The organism is Arthrobacter sp. Hor0625 (assembly GCF_052567525.1).
Window position 1 is genome coordinate 40,728 of the sequence record NZ_CP199586.1, and the last position, 14,288, is coordinate 55,015.

The window sequence follows — 14,288 nt, forward strand, 5'->3', positions numbered from 1 at the left end:
CGGGGCACAATGGTGGAAGGGACGGCGTCCGGCGCCGGAATACCGCAGGGCGCGCCCGGCGTTCCCTGAACAGCAGCCCAGGCGGCCTCAGCATGCCGCATCTTCCCGGCCCCGGCCGGCATCGTTCCCGAGAAACAGACGGATGACCACCACTAAAGACGCCCCCGCCACGCCGAAAACCGGCACCCGCCCCCTCGCCCTCGCCATCCTCGCCCTCGCCATGGGCGGCTTCGGCATCGGCACCACCGAGTTCACCATGATGGGCCTGCTCAAGGAGGTCGAGCACGGGCTCGGCATCGGCACACCGGAGGCGGGCCACCTGATCTCCGCCTATGCCCTCGGCGTCGTGGTGGGCGCCCCGGTGCTGGCCGCCGTCGGCGCCAAGCTGCCGCGCAAACACCTCGCCCTGGGGTTGATGCTGTTCTTCAGCCTGGCCAACCTCAGCTCCTTCATCGCCCCGGATTACGGCACCATGCTCGTCTCGCGCTTCGCCGCGGGACTGCCCCACGGCGCCTTCTTCGGCGTCGCCGCGGTCATTGCCTCGTCCCTGGTGGCGCCGACCCGCCGCGGTTGGGCCATCTCCATGGTGATGGCCGGCCTCACGGTGGCCAATGTCCTTGGGGTTCCCTTCGGCACCTGGCTGGGCCAGTCCTTCGGCTGGCGCCTGTTGTTCCTGCTGGTCGGGCTGATCGGCCTCGCCACCATGGTCATGATCTACCGGTTCGTGCCGTTCCAGAAGCCACACGCGGACGCCAGCATCCGGCGCGAACTCGCGGCGCTCAAGCGCCTGCAGGTCTGGCTGGCCGTACTGATCGGCGTCGTGGGCTTTGGCGGGTTCTTCGCCACGTACACCTACATCGCGCACACCATGACGTCGGTCGCCGGGATTGCGGCCGAGTGGCTGCCGCTGGTCGTTGCGCTGTACGGCCTGGGGATGGTGGCCGGCAACATCGTCGGCGGCCGCATCGCGGACAAGTCGGTGATGGGGACCATCTACTGGGTGCTTCCCGGCGTCGCCGTCGCCCTGGTCGTCTATGCGGTGGCCGTGCACTGGCCCTGGTCCGCCTTCGTGATGGTCTTCGTGGTGGGCGGAGCCGGGTCGATGCTCGTCCCGGCCCTGCAGACCCGGCTCCTCGACGCCTCCCCCGACGCGCCGTCGCTGGCGTCCTCGCTGAACCACGCGGCCCTCAATGTCGCGAACGCCCTCGGCGCGTTCCTCGGCGGGCTGGTCATCGCCTGGGGCTGGGGCTATGTGGCCCCGGCTCTGGTCGGGGCCCTGCTGGCCATCCTGGGTCTTGGAGTCGCCGCTCTCAGCGGCGCTGTGGAACGCCGGAGGCCGCTGGTCCGGTAACCGCACGGTGCGGCACCGGCCCGGCGGCCCCGGGTGGAACACGTGGACTAGTCGGCGCTGATGCGCTGCACGTCCGGTTCCAGATAAATGACCCGGGCCGTGGGCACGGCCTCGCGGATCCTGGCCTCGGCGGCGTCGATGGCGTCCGCGATGTCCCGGCCCGTGTCCGCCGCGCCGATGCTGATCTTCGCTGCGACCAGCAGTTCCTCCGGGCCGAGGTGCATGGTCTTGATGTGGATGATGGTGGTGCCGTCGGACTCGATGGCTCCGCGGATCTTGGCGGCGTCGGCTTTGGTGGCGGACTCCCCCAGCAGCAGGGACTTCGTCTCCACGGCGAGAACCGCCGCGATGGCCACCAGCAGCAGGCCGATCATGGCCGTGCCGAGGGCGTCCCAGACACCGTTGCCGGTAATCAGGGTCAGGCCCACGCCGAAGAGCGCGAAGACCAGGCCCAGCAGGGCGCCGAAGTCCTCCAGCAGGATGACGGGCAGCTCGGGCTGCTTCGCGTTGCGGATGAACCGCGGCCAGCTCTGCTGGCCGCGCAGCGGGTTGGATTCCCGGATGGCGGTCCGGAAGGAGTACGACTCGGCCATGATCGCGCCGACCAGTACCGCCAGCGGGACCCACCAGTAGCCGCCCTCGATACCGTGCGGGTCCTGCAACTTCCCCCACGCCTCGTAGAGGGCAAACAGCCCGCCAAGGGAAAAGAGCACAATCGAGACGATGAACGCATAAATGTAGCGCTCCCGGCCGTAGCCGAAGGGGTGTTCGGGACTTGCAGCTTTCTTGGCGCGCTTACCGCCCACCAGCAGGAGCAGCTGGTTCCCGGAGTCCGCAACCGAGTGGATGGCCTCGGCGAGCATCGACGAGGACAGCGTCAGGAGGAACGCTACGAACTTCAGGACGGCGATCGTCAGGTTGGCGGCCAGCGCCGCGATGATCGCCTTGGTACCGCCGTTTGCAGCCACGAGGGCGTCTCCTTCGGAAGGTGGTGAGGGTCGTAGCGGAAGCCGGGCCGGGGTCCGCGCCCGCAAGGAACACCGTACCCGTTCACCGCCCGCCGCCGCACCGCAGCTGGCCCTCCGAAGGGCAGGTAACGATTGGGGGTGATGTTGCTGACATGGGTTTAGCCGTGTGTTAGCTTGAAGCCATAATCGGCGTTCCTAAGGCGAACACCGACGAAATGTAGGAGGAGACATGGGCTTTCTAGGCTGGATCATTCTCGGACTCATTGTAGGTGCCATCGTTAAGGCCATCATGCCTGGCCGGGTGGGCGGCGGCTGGGTCACCAGCCTCGTGCTCGGCGTGGTGGGGGCCATCGTCGGCGGCTGGATCGGCGACCTGCTCTTCGGCGGCGGCAAAATGGAATTCTGGAACCTCGGCTCCTGGATCCTGGCCATCGTCGGCGGCCTGGTAGTTGCCGGCATTTACGGCGCCATCACCGGACGCAACCGGACAACATAATTCTCGGAGCCCACCGCCCGCTTGACGGCCGCGGTGGTAGAACGACGGCGGGGGCCCACCACACCGGTGGGCTCCCGCCGTCGTTTGTTAGTGCCGTTCGTGCGTGCCGCTTGTTCTGACCGTATGGACGGCCCGCGTGCGGGTCAGCTTCCCGGCTGCTGCGAACGGGCGCTGGCGTAGAGGCAGACGGTCGCCGCGGTGCCGAGGTTGAGGCTTTCGGCGGCACCGTAGACCGGAACCGCGACCCGGTGGTCGGCCAGGGCCAGCTCCTCCGCGGACAGTCCCTGGGCTTCGTTGCCGAACAGCCAGGCCGTCGGCTGCTCCAGCGGGTAGGCGGACGGCGCGGCGGAAGCACCGAGGCGTCGGGCGGCATTCTCGTCCTGCAGCCGGTCCAGGTTCAACTGGCCGTAGCCGTCGGCGGCCAGGACACCGATGCCCTGGTCCCGGCAGCGGGCAGCGAATTCTGCGGCGTCGGCGCCCAGGACGACCGGCAGGTGGAACAGCGAACCGGCGGTGGACCGCACTGCCTTGGGATTGTAGATATCGACGCTCGAGGCGGTGAGCACGACGGCGTCGGCACCGGCGGCGTCGGCGGCGCGCAGCACCGTGCCGGCGTTGCCGGGGTCCCGGACCTGGCACAGGACGGCGACCAGCCGGGGACCGGCGGCGAGCACCTGGTCGAGGCTGACATCGAGGAAGCGGCAGACGGCGATGATGCCCTGCGGGTTCACCGTATCCGCCATCGCGGCGAGGACCTCGTCACTGGCCAGCCGCGCACTGGTCCCCTCGGCGAGCTCCTCGAACTCCGGGTAGCGGTCCAGGCACTCTTCGCTGGAGTACACCTCGTCCACGACGCCGGGCTCCCCCGCTGCGAGCCGGCGCTGGTGCAGCGCCAGTGCTTCACGCACCGCCTGCGGCCCCTCGGCCAGGAACTGCCGACGCTTTAAACGCGCCGGGCGCCCGGCAAGCCTTGCCACTTCCCTCACCCGATCGGCTCGGGGGTTGGAGAGTGGAAAGTCTTGCGGGCGCCCGGTTTCGTTCATATAAGAACCTTAGTTGCTCTGGCGAGCGGTTCCGGAACGAAGCAGCTGGTGCGCTGTTACTCGGCAGCAGCCTCGGCGGCCGGCTTCTTGGCAGCAGGCTTCTTCGCGGCGGGCTTCTTCGCAGCCTTCGGGGCGGCGGCAGCCTCAGCCTGGACGGCCGGAGCGGACGTGTCGGCGGGCAGCGAGTCCTTGGCGACCTTGACCAGCGCGGCGAAGGCGTTGGCGTCGGAAACGGCCAGCTCGGCCAGCATGCGGCGGTCGACCTCGACCTCAGCGGCCTTCAGGCCCTGGATCAGGCGGTTGTAGGTCAGGCCGTTGGCGCGGGATGCAGCGTTGATGCGCTGGATCCACAGGCGGCGGAAGTCGCCCTTCTTCTTCTTGCGGTCGCCGTAGCTGTACACAAACGAGTGCAGCAGCTGTTCCTTGGCCTTGCGGTACAGGCGCGAACGCTGTCCCCGGTAACCCTTTGCGCGTTCAAGAACAACCCGGCGCTTCTTGTGGGCGTTGACCGCCCTCTTCACACGTGCCACGTGCGTACTCCTTCGAAAATCTGATCCCAAGCATCTACTGCCGGAAGGTCCGGCTGGCCTGAGAAGCCTTTGTGGTAGTGGACCGACACCAGGGGGCGTTCGGTCCGGAAACTTGGAACTTAGATGCCGAGCATCTTCCGGATGACCTTAGCGTCGCCCTTGAAGACGATCTTGTCGCCGGCGAGGCGGCGGGTCAGACGGCTCGACTTGTGCTCGAGGTAGTGGCGGCGGTTGGCCTGCTGGCGGCGCAGCTTGCCGCTGCCGGTCAGCTTGAAGCGCTTCTTAGCACCGCTGTGGGTCTTCATCTTCGGCATGGGAACCGATCTCCTAACGTATCCGCAGACGGGTCTGCAGTCTTTCGTGCAGCCACCCCTGCGGGCGGCGTGCTGGTTGCATACTGCCGGACATTGCTGTCCGGCAGCCGTGAACTAGTTGGTCTTCTTGCTGCCAGGCTTCGGAGCGGCCTTGGGGGCCGCCGGCCGTGCCGCAGGCTTCGGCGCCGCGGGCCGGGCTACCGGCTTCGGTGCCGCCGCCGGCTTCGGTGCGGGCTTGTCGGCCGCCGGGGCAGCCGGAGCAGCAGGGGCCTTCGGAGCCGCAGCCTTCGGAGCCGCCTTGGGCGCCGCTGCCTTCGCAGCCGGAGCCTTGGGAGCCGCAGCCTTCGGAGCCTCAGCCTTGGGGGCTTCTGCCTTCGGAGCCGCAGCCTTCGGGGCTTCTGCCTTCGGGGCCGCTGCCTTCGGGGCTTCAGCCTCGGGCGCCTTGGTGGCGGCGTCCTTCGGCTGCTCTTCGGTGGCAGGCGCCTCGGTTGCCGGGGCTTCCTGGGCCTTCGCTTCCTGGGTTTCCGCCGTAGCAGGTGCTTCCGTCGCCGGAGCCTCTGCCTGCGTGCCGAAGCCCTCGGGCAGGAGGCCTGCGAGCGACTGGGTCAGCGGGGCGTTGCCACCGGAGGTGTCGACGCGGCCCGCGGCCTTGGCTTCGTTCTCCGCCTTGGCCTCGGCGCGCTGCGTCGCCCGCCGGGCTTCAGCCTTGGCCTCGGCCTTGTTCTTCAGCGGACCCACGACCATGACCATGTTGCGGCCGTCGATGCGCGGGCTGGACTCCACCACACCAACTTCGGCGACGTCGTCGGCGAACCGCTGGAGCAGGCGGATACCCATCTCGGGGCGCTGCTGTTCGCGGCCGCGGAACTGGATCATGGCCTTGACCTTGTCCCCGGCGCCGAGGAAGCGCAGGGCGTGGCCGCGCTTGGTCTCGTAGTCGTGGGTGTCGATCTTGAGCCGGAAACGGATTTCCTTCAGGACCGTGTTGGTCTGGTTCTTCCGGGCCTCGCGTGCCTTGACCGCGGCTTCGTACTTGTACTTGCCGAAGTCCATCAGCTTGCACACCGGAGGCTTGGCCTGCGGTGCAACTTCAACGAGATCAAGGTCGGACTCGGCAGCCAAACGCAGGGCATCCTCAATACGGACAATTCCTACCTGTTCGCCTGCAGGGCCGACCAGCCGCACCTCGGGGACGCGGATACGCTCATTGATTCTTGGCTCGCTAATGTTAAAGCTCCTGTGTTCGTGGGGGTATTCCGCCGGAAAATGAAGAAGGCCTCCAATTGCCGGGAGCAATCGAAGGCCTCGAAGATCGGAACTGCCAGCCTCGGAAGAGGCGGCATGCGTTCCCGCCAGGCGTGGAGCCCGGGAGAATGCCCGACCAGGTACCCGGCAACCTTGATTCCCAAAGGAATTCTCGCGGCTGACGCGGGTGGGAGAGATCTCCGCTTGCAAACTGAAAACCGATTCTACCGAACGATTCCCCCGACTGGCGCACATGTTCATGCAACGTCAAGCACTGGGTGTCGTTGGCCGGCAAAATAACGGGATTCAGTCGGTCTGTGACAAGCTTACCAGCATGAGCACTGCAGACAGTAATTCCCACGTTTACCAGCCGGCCGGCGCCGCCGAGGATGTTTCCCGGCAGATCCGCGACATCTCCGAGGTCCCGGCGATCGAAGTCATCACCACCGCCGCCGTGCACCTCATGAGCGCCGCGGCCGTAAAGCTCGGCCTGGCGGCGGAGGAGAACGCCGAGGAACTCAAGGACCTCGACGAAGCCCGCAAACTGATCACCGCCCTCGCCGGCCTGGTGACCGCCGCTGCCCCGGAAATCGGCTCCCAGCACGCCGGTCCGTTGCGCGACGGCCTGCGCTCCCTGCAGCTGGCCTTCCGCGAGGAATCAGCCATCCCGGACGCGCCGGGCAAGGGCCCGGGCGAGAAGTACACCGGGCCGGTCAACTAGGCCCCGGACAACTCCCCACACGGCGGGCGGACCATCACGGTCCGCCCGCCGTCGTCGTTAACGGTCGCCGCCGGCTGGCGTGCCAACTCAGGCGGTGGCGAACCGCCGCCGGCGGCGGTGCTGCAGTACCAGCCCGACCAGGCAGAGCCCCACGCCTGCCGCGCCGACGGAGATGAATCCCGCGCCCGCGCCGACCCCGTCGATGAAGAGCCCGGCCAGCGGGGCGCCGAGGGCCACGCCGCCGGTGAGGGCCGAGCCGTACCAGCCCATGGCCTCCCCCCGGCGGCCTTCGCTGACCAGCTCTGCGACCTTTTCGGAGGCTGCGGACAGCACCGGCGCGCAGAGCAGACCCGGCAGCAGGGACAGCAGCGCGAGTGTCCAGGTGTCCCGGGCGAACGCCATGGGCACGGTGAGCGCGGACATGCCCAGCAGCAGTACGACCGGCGGGATGGGCCGGTGCATGGCCCCGTAGACGAGCCCGCCCAGCACCGATGCGGCGCACCAGAGCAGGAAGACGATGCCGATCTCGGCCTCGTGACCGCCGCTTTCCAGGGCTGCGACAATGCCGACGTCGGTGCCGCTGAGCACCATGCCCGACCCAGCCGCGACAGCGAAGACGGCCGCGACGGCGGCGGTGAACCAGGAGAAGTTGTGGACGACCCTGCGCCGGAGGCCGAAGCGCTCCCGCCGGCGCTGCTCCGCGGCCGCCAGCGGGGCCAGCTCCGCCGCCGCCTCCTGGACGTGGGCCGGCGCCGTGGCCACGAGCGCGGCCTCGGCGCCTTCCTGTTGGCCGGCGTCGAACGCTGCGTCCGGCTCCGAACCGAGCACGGCGCTGCGGGTGGGCGGGTTGATCCACATCAGGAAGGCGCCGGCCAGGGAGGTTGCCACCCCGACGACGGTCAGGCCGAGCGCCGAATAGCCCGCCGTCGCCACGAGGGCGCCGGCGGCCGGGCCGATCATGAAGACCAGTTCGGTACTGATCGCGTCCAGGGCGAAGGCGGTCCTGCGCTGCTCCCCGCCGGCGAGGATGCCCAGGGACTGGCGCACCACGCTGAAGATCGGCAGCGTCAGCAGGCCGCCAACGAAGACCAGCGGCAGCAGCAGCTCATAGCTGGCATGCGGCACGATCGACCAGATGACGGTCTCGGAGACGACGGACGGGATGAGGGCCCGGCGCAGGCCCACCGTGTCCACGCGGCGGCCGCGCCAGGGCGCGCCGACGGCGATCCCGATGGTCATCACGGCAGCCGCGGCGCCGGCGGCGGCATAGCCCTGCCCCAAGGTGAGCACGATGTGCAGGGTCAGCAGAACGCCGGCGGCGGAGTGCGGGATGCGGGCGACCATGCCGACGAGCAGGAGGTTCCTGATGGGCCTCACGGCCAGCAGGTCCCGGTAGAGCGCAAAATTCACGAGACTGCATTCCTTTGTGTACTGCATTGGCAGCACCGGGACGTCTCCGCGCCGGCCGTCGGCTATGGTGCTACGCGCTGCAACTTGATTTCGATCGAGTCGACCCGTTCGGCAAACGTTTCGTTCCGGGCCCAGGTGTTGTTGAGCCGGGCCACGAGGGCCTGCACTGCGCCGGCGTCGAGCCCGTCTTCAAGGTACAGCACCAGACGCAGCTCCGGTCCGGCGCCACCGCCGGGGAGTTGCGCGCCGTCGGCCTGCGCCGAGGCGACCCCGCCGCCGGGACTGATTTCGACGCGGCGGAGCGCCGGCTCACCGGCCGCACCCCCGCCGACCGCCTCGGCCACCGCCGGGTCAAGGTAGCTCGGGGTCCACCCGTGCTGCCGGGCCAGGGCCCAGACGGCCGGGCGCCGCACCACGAAGGTGGCAGCCGAGCCGGGGTCAAGCACGAGCAGTTCGGCGCCTTCGGCCACTGCGGAGAGCGCGGCCCGTGCGGCGTAAACCGCCACCGGTCGGGCCTCCGGGTGCCAGGCCTCCAGGGCCGCCGCCGAGGTGAAGACGGGCATGGCCATCCGCCCGTCGGGTGCTTTCAGTGTCACGAGGGCCATGTCGGCCTGTTTATCGGCGTGCAGGCCGCCGGCACCCTCGCCTTCCTCCGCGAGCTGGGCAAGGATGGGCACGAAGACCCGGGCGGTGGCCAGGGCGGCGACGACGGCGGCTTCATCCCCGGTCCCCTCGGCCAGCCGGGCCAGGGCGGCGAGGTAGCCGGGGTCCGCGGAGCCGTCGTCGTCCTCGAAGTTGTGGATCTTGGCATCGTCACCGGCCAGGCTGCGTCCCGCCCAGGGCCGGCCGGCGGAGTCCGCGGGCCCGCCGGCTCCGGCCAGGGCCGCTGCGATGTGCCCGGGCAGCGCGCGTCCGCCCGGCGGGGTGCTGTGCTCCATGACCGCGGCCGGGCTAGCGGCGGCCGGCGGCGTCGAGGGCTTCGGGCAGCGTGAAGTTGCCGTTGTAGAGGGCCTTGCCGATGATCGCGCCCTCGACGCCGAGCGGCACCAGGGAGCGCAGGACCCGGAGGTCCTCGAGGCTGGAGATGCCGCCGGAGGCCACAACGGGCTTGCCGGTCTTCTCCACCATCTGGCGCAACAGTTCCACGTTCGGACCCTGCAGGGTGCCGTCCTTGGTCACGTCGGTGACGACGTAGCGGGCGCAGCCGGCTTCCTCAAGGCGGCCGAGGACCTCCCAAAGATCGCCGCCTTCCTTGGTCCAGCCGCGGCCGGCGAGGGTGGTGCCGCGGACGTCGAGGCCGACGGCGATCTTGTCGCCGAAGCGCTCGATGACCCGCTGGGTCCACTCGGGGTTTTCCAGCGCAGCGGTGCCCAGATTCACGCGGGCGACGCCGAGGTCCAGCGCCTGTTCCAGGGACTCGTCATCGCGCAGCCCGCCGGAGAGCTCGACCTTGATGTCCAGCCGGCCGACGACCTCGCGCAGCAGCTCCGCGTTCGACCCGCGGCCGAAGGCGGCGTCGAGGTCCACGAGGTGGACCCATTCCGCGCCCTGCTGCTGCCAGTTGAGCGCCGCTTCCAGCGGCGTGCCGTAGCTGGTTTCGCTCCCGGCTTCGCCCTGGACCAGGCGCACGGCCTGGCCGTTGACGACGTCGACGGCGGGGAGCAGTTCCAGGACCGGCAGCGGGGTTTCGGTGGTCATCGTTGGGATCCTCACGGGTTGGGACGGGCCGGTGCGGGCGCGGGGGCGCTTACTTTCCCGGCAGGGTCAAAAGATAGGCGGCCAGCAGCGCCATGGCGGCCAGGAGGTAGAAGACCACCTGGACCCAAAGCGGGCTCTTCTGCTGCCGGAAGGACAGCGCGCCGCCGACCAGCAGGCCGGCGAGGCCCATCAGCACGATGGACCACATCTAGGCGGTCGTTTCCGGGCCGGTTGTACCGGCCGGGGCGTCCCGGCGCAGGCCGTCGACCCAGTTGCGCAGCAGGCGGGCGCCTGCGTCACCGGACTTTTCCGGGTGGAACTGGGTGGCGCACAGCGGCCCGTTCTCCACCGCGGCGACGAAAGGCGCGCCGTGCTCCGACCAGGTCACGAGCGGGGCAGCCATGCGGGGCTGGATCACGTCGAAGTCCCAGCGCTGCACGCCATAGGAGTGCACGAAGTAGAACCGCTCGTTCTCCACCCCGGCGAAGAGCGCGGAGCCCTCCGGGACGGTGACGGTGTTCCAGCCCATGTGCGGGACGACGTCGGCCTGCAGGAGTTCGACCTTGCCCGGCCACTCCCCCATGCCCTCGGCGACGGTGCCGTGTTCCACGCCGGCCTCGAACAGGACCTGGAGCCCGACGCAGATGCCGAGGACGGGCCGGCCGCCGGCGACGCGGCGTCCGATCATCCGGACCGCGTCCACGGCCTTGAGCTCGTTCATGACCGTCTCGAAGGCCCCGACCCCGGGTACGACGAGGCCGTCGGCGTTGAGCACATCCTCGGGCTTGGAGCTGAGGATCACCTCGGCGCCGGCACGTTCGAGCGCCCGGACGGCCGAACGGACGTTGCCGGAACCGTAGTCCAGGACCGTGACCGTGGGCTTGCCCTCCGGCGACGCCGGCTTCCGGTGCGCGTCGGGGTCGATGATCGCGCCGTCGCGCAGCACTTTGCCGGTCACAGTGCGCCCTTGGTGGACGGGATGCCCTCGACGCGCGGGTCGGGTTCGACGGCGGCGCGAAGCGCCCGGGCGAAAGCCTTGAACTGCGCTTCGACGATGTGGTGCGGGTCGCGGCCGGCGGTGACGTTCATGTGCAGGCAGATGCCGGCGTGGAGCGTGATGGCTTCGAAGACGTGCCGGGTCAGCGATCCGGTGAAGTGGCCGCCGATCAGGTGGTATTCCTGGCCGGCCGGTTCGCCGGCGTGCACCAGGTAGGGCCGGCCCGAGACGTCGACGACCGCGTGCGCGAGGGCTTCGTCGAGCGGCACGGTGGCTTCGCCGAAGCGGCGGATGCCGGCCTTGTTGCCCAGGGCCGTGCGCAGGACCTCGCCGAGAGTGATGGCGACGTCCTCGACGGTGTGGTGCACGTCGATGTGGGTGTCGCCGGTGGCCTTGACGGTCATGTCGATCAGCGAGTGCTTGCTCAGGGCCGTCAGCATGTGGTCGTAGAACGGGACCGAGGTGCTGATGTCCGAGACGCCTGTACCGTCGAGGTCGATTTCGACCAGGACGGACGATTCGCTGGTGCTCCGCTCCAGGCGGGCGGTCCGGGCCACGGTCCGGGTCGCGACGGCGGCTGATGCGGTGTTGCTCATGGGGATGTCCTTTGGATGGGGCGGGCGCCCGGCTGGCGGGCGCCGCGCGTGGGTCCTGGGGTTAAGTCTAGGCGGACGGGGCCCCGGGACCGGTCAGGATCCGTTCCAGGGCCTCGAGGAAGGCTGTGGTTTCCGTCTCAGTGCCGGCGGTCACGCGGAGGTGGCCGGGGATCCCGACGTCGCGGATGAGTACGCCGGCCTCCAGCAGTCCCTGCCACACCTGGTGCGGGTTCTCGAGGCCGCCGAAGAAGACGTAGTTCGAGTCGGAGGCGGCCGGCTTCAGGCCCATCCGCGTCAGTTCCGTCACGATGCGGTCCCGCTGACGCTTGATGTCCTCGACGTCGGCCATCAGGGCGACGCGGTGGCGCAGGGCCGCCAGCGCGGTCGCCTGGGTGATGGCCGAGAGGTGGTACGGCAGCCGGACCAGTCGCAGCGCGTCCGCGACCTCCGGCGCCGCGGCCATGTAGCCCACCCGGGCGCCGGCCAGGGCGAAGGCCTTGCTCATGGTCCGGGACACGATCAGCCGTTCCCGCCCCGGGAGCAGGGTGAGGGCACTGGGGGTGCCGTCGTGGGCGAACTCGTGGTACGCCTCGTCGACGATCACCACGGTCTGGCTCGCCTCGCCGGCCTCGTAGACGGCCTCCACCACGTCCAGTCCCAGGCCGGTGCCGGTGGGGTTGTTCGGTGAGCAGAGGAAGACGATGTTGGGTACGAGTTCACGGACCTGGCGGGCGGCCGAGGCGGCGCTGAGGCCATAGTCGGAGGCGCGCTCGCCGGTGATGTACGCGGTATCGGTGCCGGCCGCGAGAAGCGGATACATGGAATACGTGGGAGGGAAGCCCAGTGCGGTGCGTCCCGGGCCGCCGAAGGCCTGGAGGATCTGCTGCAGCACCTCGTTGGAGCCGTTGGCTGCCCAGATGTTGTCCGCGCCGAGGTCGTGGCCCAGGTACTCGGCCAGCGCCGTCCGCAGTTCGGTGAACTCGCGGTCCGGGTAGCGGTTCAGTCCGGCGGCGGCCTCCGTCACTGCCTCGGCGATGGCAGCCCGGACATCGGCCGGAACGCCATGGGTGTTTTCGTTGACATTGAGCAGGATCGGGACGTCCAGCTGCGGTGCGCCGTAGGGCCGGAGCCCCCGCAGGTTCGTTCGGAGGGGCAGTCGGTCGAGTCGCTCTAGCTGGTCAGTCACCCCTCCAGTTTAAGTGAGGGACCGTCCGGCCCCGAAACTGTGACTGTTGACGCGGTCCCCCGCGCCGGGTCGGACAGGCAGGCCGGCCGGGACGGCGAAGCTACTTGGTGGGCACGAAGAGCTGCTGGCCCGGCAGCACGCGGGCCGCATCGAGGTTGTTGAGCTGGACGATGTCGGCGACCACGTCGCGGGGATCGCGCTCCGGAGCCACTGTGCCCGCGATGGCCCACAGCGACTGGCCGGGCTGGACCGTGACGGTGACCGCCGGCGTGAGCGAGATGTCCGCGGCGGAGTCCGCCGCCTTGGCCGGTGAGTTGAGGAAGCCGGCCAGTGACATCAGCAGCGCGGCCAGCAGGATTGGCGGCAGCCCCAGGAAGACGAACCGGCCCCGGCGGGTCAGCCGGAGCGGGGCCGGACGCCCGGCAGCGGCCGGCGCCCCGGCGGTGGTGATGGAAACCAGCGATTCTGTACCAACGCTTACTGCTGACATGAACTGAGCCCTCCTGGACTTGTCTGTGCCGCCCGGCGTACTCCACTACCCGCCGCCAACCGGCCGAACCTACTAACGCAACACTCTGGAACCAACTGCTCCGGACCGGGGCTGTGCGCTCCGGACCTTGTTCCAGCCAAACCGTCCGACGCCTGCCGCTCGAACATAGAGCCGAAAGTACTTCCCGTACCCGCCGGCGCTTATTCGAACACATCTTCGAACTCCACTGTCTCTGTTTTAGCACCTATGAACGAACTATGTCGAGACTCGCTAGAACAAATGTTTGAAAAAGACCGGGGGCTGGCCTACTTTTGAAGCACAGGAGCACCGGCTTTTCGAACAGAAACAGTTCATCAGCGGGGTCCGACATTTTTAGATCTCACGGTCCGGACGGCAGAAACGCCGGGCGCAACGGAAAGGCAAGGCGAACATGGCAGCACAAGCCGCCGGCGGGAGGGCCGCAGCGCGCGGTCCGCAGGCCGTCCGGGCGCCGAAGAGCCTCACCGTCCGCCAAAAGAAGATCCTGGAGACCATCCAGCGGTCGGTCACCGACAACGGCTATCCCCCGTCCATGCGCGAGATCGGCGACACGGTCGGGCTCGCCAGCCTCTCCAGCGTTACCCACCAGCTCTCCCAGCTGGAAAAACTGGGCTACCTGCGCCGGGACCCCAAGCGCCCGCGCGCCATGGAGGTGCTCATGCCGCTGACCCTGGATGAAGGTGCCAACCGGATTTCCGGCGTGGAAAAGTCCAGCGGACTGCGCGCGGTTGGCGGCCTTGCCGTGGCTGAACTGGCCAGCGCCACCGACACCGCCATGGTGCCGTTCGTCGGGCGGATCGCCGCCGGCGGTCCGATCCTGGCGGACCAGGTGGTTGAGGACGTCATGCCGCTGCCGCGCCAGCTGGTGGGCCACGGTGAATTGTTCATGCTCAAGGTGGCCGGGGATTCCATGATCGATGCCGCCATCTGCGACGGTGACTGGGTGGTGGTCCGGCGCCAGAATGACGCCGCCAACGGTGACATCGTGGCCGCACTGCTCGACGACGAGGCGACGGTGAAGACGTTCCGGCAGCGCGACGGCCACACCTGGCTGCTGCCGCAGAACACGCAGTACGAGCCGATCCTCGGCGACCACGCCGTCATCATGGGCAAGGTCGTGTCCGTGCTGCGCTCCCTGTAGTCTGCGCCCGCACCTCCCCGACTGCCTGCCCCAGACAGCCGGAAGGCCCCGTCCGATCGAATC

Annotated in this window: 17 protein-coding genes; 4 read left to right on the top strand and 13 right to left on the bottom strand. The window is 69.1% G+C overall.

Features of this window, described 5'->3' with window-relative positions; genetic code table 11:
* Nucleotides 1–142: 142 nt before the first annotated feature.
* A complete protein-coding gene (locus tag ACTWLI_RS00190) occupies nt 143–1,351 on the top strand; it encodes an MFS transporter (protein WP_445154735.1) in 1,209 nt (402 codons plus the stop codon).
* A gap of 47 nt (nt 1,352–1,398) precedes the next feature.
* Here the strand turns inward: ACTWLI_RS00190 and ACTWLI_RS00195 are convergent, their stop codons facing one another.
* A complete protein-coding gene (locus ACTWLI_RS00195) occupies nt 1,399–2,319 on the bottom strand; it encodes a cation diffusion facilitator family transporter (RefSeq protein WP_445154736.1) in 921 nt (306 codons plus the stop codon).
* Between the two features lie 229 nt (nt 2,320–2,548).
* Here ACTWLI_RS00195 and ACTWLI_RS00200 point away from each other — a divergent pair, with 229 nt between their 5' ends.
* Nucleotides 2,549–2,815, top strand: a complete 267-nt coding sequence (locus ACTWLI_RS00200; RefSeq protein WP_056740672.1) for a GlsB/YeaQ/YmgE family stress response membrane protein — start codon at nt 2,549–2,551, stop codon at nt 2,813–2,815.
* Between the two features lie 143 nt (nt 2,816–2,958).
* On the opposite strand, the gene ACTWLI_RS00205 is transcribed toward ACTWLI_RS00200, so the two are convergent.
* From ACTWLI_RS00205 to infC, 4 genes are all read right to left on the bottom strand, one after another.
* A complete protein-coding gene (locus ACTWLI_RS00205) occupies nt 2,959–3,858 on the bottom strand; it encodes a TrmH family RNA methyltransferase (RefSeq protein WP_445154737.1) in 900 nt (299 codons plus the stop codon).
* Between the two features lie 56 nt (nt 3,859–3,914).
* Entirely contained in the window at nt 3,915–4,388 is a 474-nt protein-coding gene (rplT, locus tag ACTWLI_RS00210; protein ID WP_445154738.1) for a 50S ribosomal protein L20, read from the bottom strand.
* 119 nt (nt 4,389–4,507) lie between these two features.
* Nucleotides 4,508–4,702, bottom strand: a complete 195-nt coding sequence (rpmI, locus tag ACTWLI_RS00215; protein WP_009358635.1) for a 50S ribosomal protein L35 — start codon at nt 4,700–4,702, stop codon at nt 4,508–4,510.
* Nucleotides 4,703–4,816: 114 nt separating this feature from the next.
* Entirely contained in the window at nt 4,817–5,887 is a 1,071-nt protein-coding gene (gene infC, locus ACTWLI_RS00220; RefSeq protein ID WP_445154739.1) for a translation initiation factor IF-3, read from the bottom strand.
* A gap of 394 nt (nt 5,888–6,281) precedes the next feature.
* On the opposite strand from infC, the gene ACTWLI_RS00225 reads away from it, so the two are divergent.
* Nucleotides 6,282–6,668 carry a DUF1844 domain-containing protein gene (locus ACTWLI_RS00225; protein WP_445154740.1) on the top strand — a complete coding sequence of 129 codons (387 nt, stop codon included), beginning with the start codon at nt 6,282–6,284 and terminating at the stop codon, nt 6,666–6,668.
* An 87-nt stretch (nt 6,669–6,755) separates the two neighbouring features.
* Here the strand turns inward: ACTWLI_RS00225 and ACTWLI_RS00230 are convergent, their stop codons facing one another.
* The 8 genes from ACTWLI_RS00230 to ACTWLI_RS00265 all read right to left on the bottom strand — a co-directional run bounded on the left by ACTWLI_RS00230 (nt 6,756) and on the right by ACTWLI_RS00265 (nt 13,045).
* On the bottom strand, nt 6,756–8,078 hold the full coding sequence (locus tag ACTWLI_RS00230; RefSeq protein WP_445154741.1) for an MFS transporter: 1,323 nt from the start codon (nt 8,076–8,078) through the stop codon (nt 6,756–6,758).
* 62 nt (nt 8,079–8,140) lie between these two features.
* On the bottom strand, nt 8,141–9,016 hold the full coding sequence (locus tag ACTWLI_RS00235; RefSeq protein WP_445154742.1) for an SseB family protein: 876 nt from the start codon (nt 9,014–9,016) through the stop codon (nt 8,141–8,143).
* A gap of 13 nt (nt 9,017–9,029) precedes the next feature.
* Nucleotides 9,030–9,776, bottom strand: coding sequence for a bifunctional 1-(5-phosphoribosyl)-5-((5-phosphoribosylamino)methylideneamino)imidazole-4-carboxamide isomerase/phosphoribosylanthranilate isomerase PriA (gene priA, locus ACTWLI_RS00240; RefSeq protein WP_056740656.1), 747 nt, complete (start codon nt 9,774–9,776; stop codon nt 9,030–9,032).
* Nucleotides 9,777–9,825: 49 nt separating this feature from the next.
* On the bottom strand, nt 9,826–9,984 hold the full coding sequence (locus ACTWLI_RS00245) for a hypothetical protein (RefSeq protein WP_445154743.1): 159 nt from the start codon (nt 9,982–9,984) through the stop codon (nt 9,826–9,828).
* On the bottom strand, nt 9,985–10,734 hold the full coding sequence (hisH, locus tag ACTWLI_RS00250) for an imidazole glycerol phosphate synthase subunit HisH (protein ID WP_445154744.1): 750 nt from the start codon (nt 10,732–10,734) through the stop codon (nt 9,985–9,987).
* Nucleotides 10,731–11,369: an imidazoleglycerol-phosphate dehydratase HisB gene (hisB, locus tag ACTWLI_RS00255; protein ID WP_445154745.1), complete on the bottom strand. Its 639-nt coding sequence runs from the start codon at nt 11,367–11,369 to the stop codon at nt 10,731–10,733. Before hisB ends, hisH begins: the two co-directional genes overlap by 4 nt.
* A 67-nt stretch (nt 11,370–11,436) precedes the next feature.
* Entirely contained in the window at nt 11,437–12,555 is a 1,119-nt protein-coding gene (locus ACTWLI_RS00260) for a histidinol-phosphate transaminase (protein WP_445154746.1), read from the bottom strand.
* 100 nt (nt 12,556–12,655) lie between these two features.
* Entirely contained in the window at nt 12,656–13,045 is a 390-nt protein-coding gene (locus tag ACTWLI_RS00265; protein WP_445154747.1) for a LysM peptidoglycan-binding domain-containing protein, read from the bottom strand.
* A gap of 430 nt (nt 13,046–13,475) precedes the next feature.
* Here ACTWLI_RS00265 and lexA point away from each other — a divergent pair, with 430 nt between their 5' ends.
* Nucleotides 13,476–14,225: a transcriptional repressor LexA gene (gene lexA, locus ACTWLI_RS00270; RefSeq protein ID WP_445154748.1), complete on the top strand. Its 750-nt coding sequence runs from the start codon at nt 13,476–13,478 to the stop codon at nt 14,223–14,225.
* The last annotated feature ends 63 nt before the right edge of the window (nt 14,226–14,288 follow it).

Excerpts from the sequence above, each read along its gene's own strand:
- ACTWLI_RS00235 (WP_445154742.1), bottom strand. The coding sequence starts at position 9,016 with ATGGAGCACAGCACCCCGCCGGGCGGACGCGCGCTGCCCGGGCACATC.
- ACTWLI_RS00190 (WP_445154735.1), top strand. The coding sequence starts at position 143 with ATGACCACCACTAAAGACGCCCCCGCCACGCCGAAAACCGGCACCCGC.
- priA (WP_056740656.1), bottom strand. The coding sequence starts at position 9,776 with ATGACCACCGAAACCCCGCTGCCGGTCCTGGAACTGCTCCCCGCCGTC.
- lexA (WP_445154748.1), top strand. The coding sequence starts at position 13,476 with ATGGCAGCACAAGCCGCCGGCGGGAGGGCCGCAGCGCGCGGTCCGCAG.
- rpmI (WP_009358635.1), bottom strand. The coding sequence starts at position 4,702 with ATGCCGAAGATGAAGACCCACAGCGGTGCTAAGAAGCGCTTCAAGCTG.
- ACTWLI_RS00225 (WP_445154740.1), top strand. The coding sequence starts at position 6,282 with ATGAGCACTGCAGACAGTAATTCCCACGTTTACCAGCCGGCCGGCGCC.
- ACTWLI_RS00205 (WP_445154737.1), bottom strand. The coding sequence starts at position 3,858 with ATGAACGAAACCGGGCGCCCGCAAGACTTTCCACTCTCCAACCCCCGA.
- ACTWLI_RS00265 (WP_445154747.1), bottom strand. The coding sequence starts at position 13,045 with ATGTCAGCAGTAAGCGTTGGTACAGAATCGCTGGTTTCCATCACCACC.
- ACTWLI_RS00245 (WP_445154743.1), bottom strand. The coding sequence starts at position 9,984 with ATGTGGTCCATCGTGCTGATGGGCCTCGCCGGCCTGCTGGTCGGCGGC.
- hisB (WP_445154745.1), bottom strand. The coding sequence starts at position 11,369 with ATGAGCAACACCGCATCAGCCGCCGTCGCGACCCGGACCGTGGCCCGG.
- ACTWLI_RS00200 (WP_056740672.1), top strand. The coding sequence starts at position 2,549 with ATGGGCTTTCTAGGCTGGATCATTCTCGGACTCATTGTAGGTGCCATC.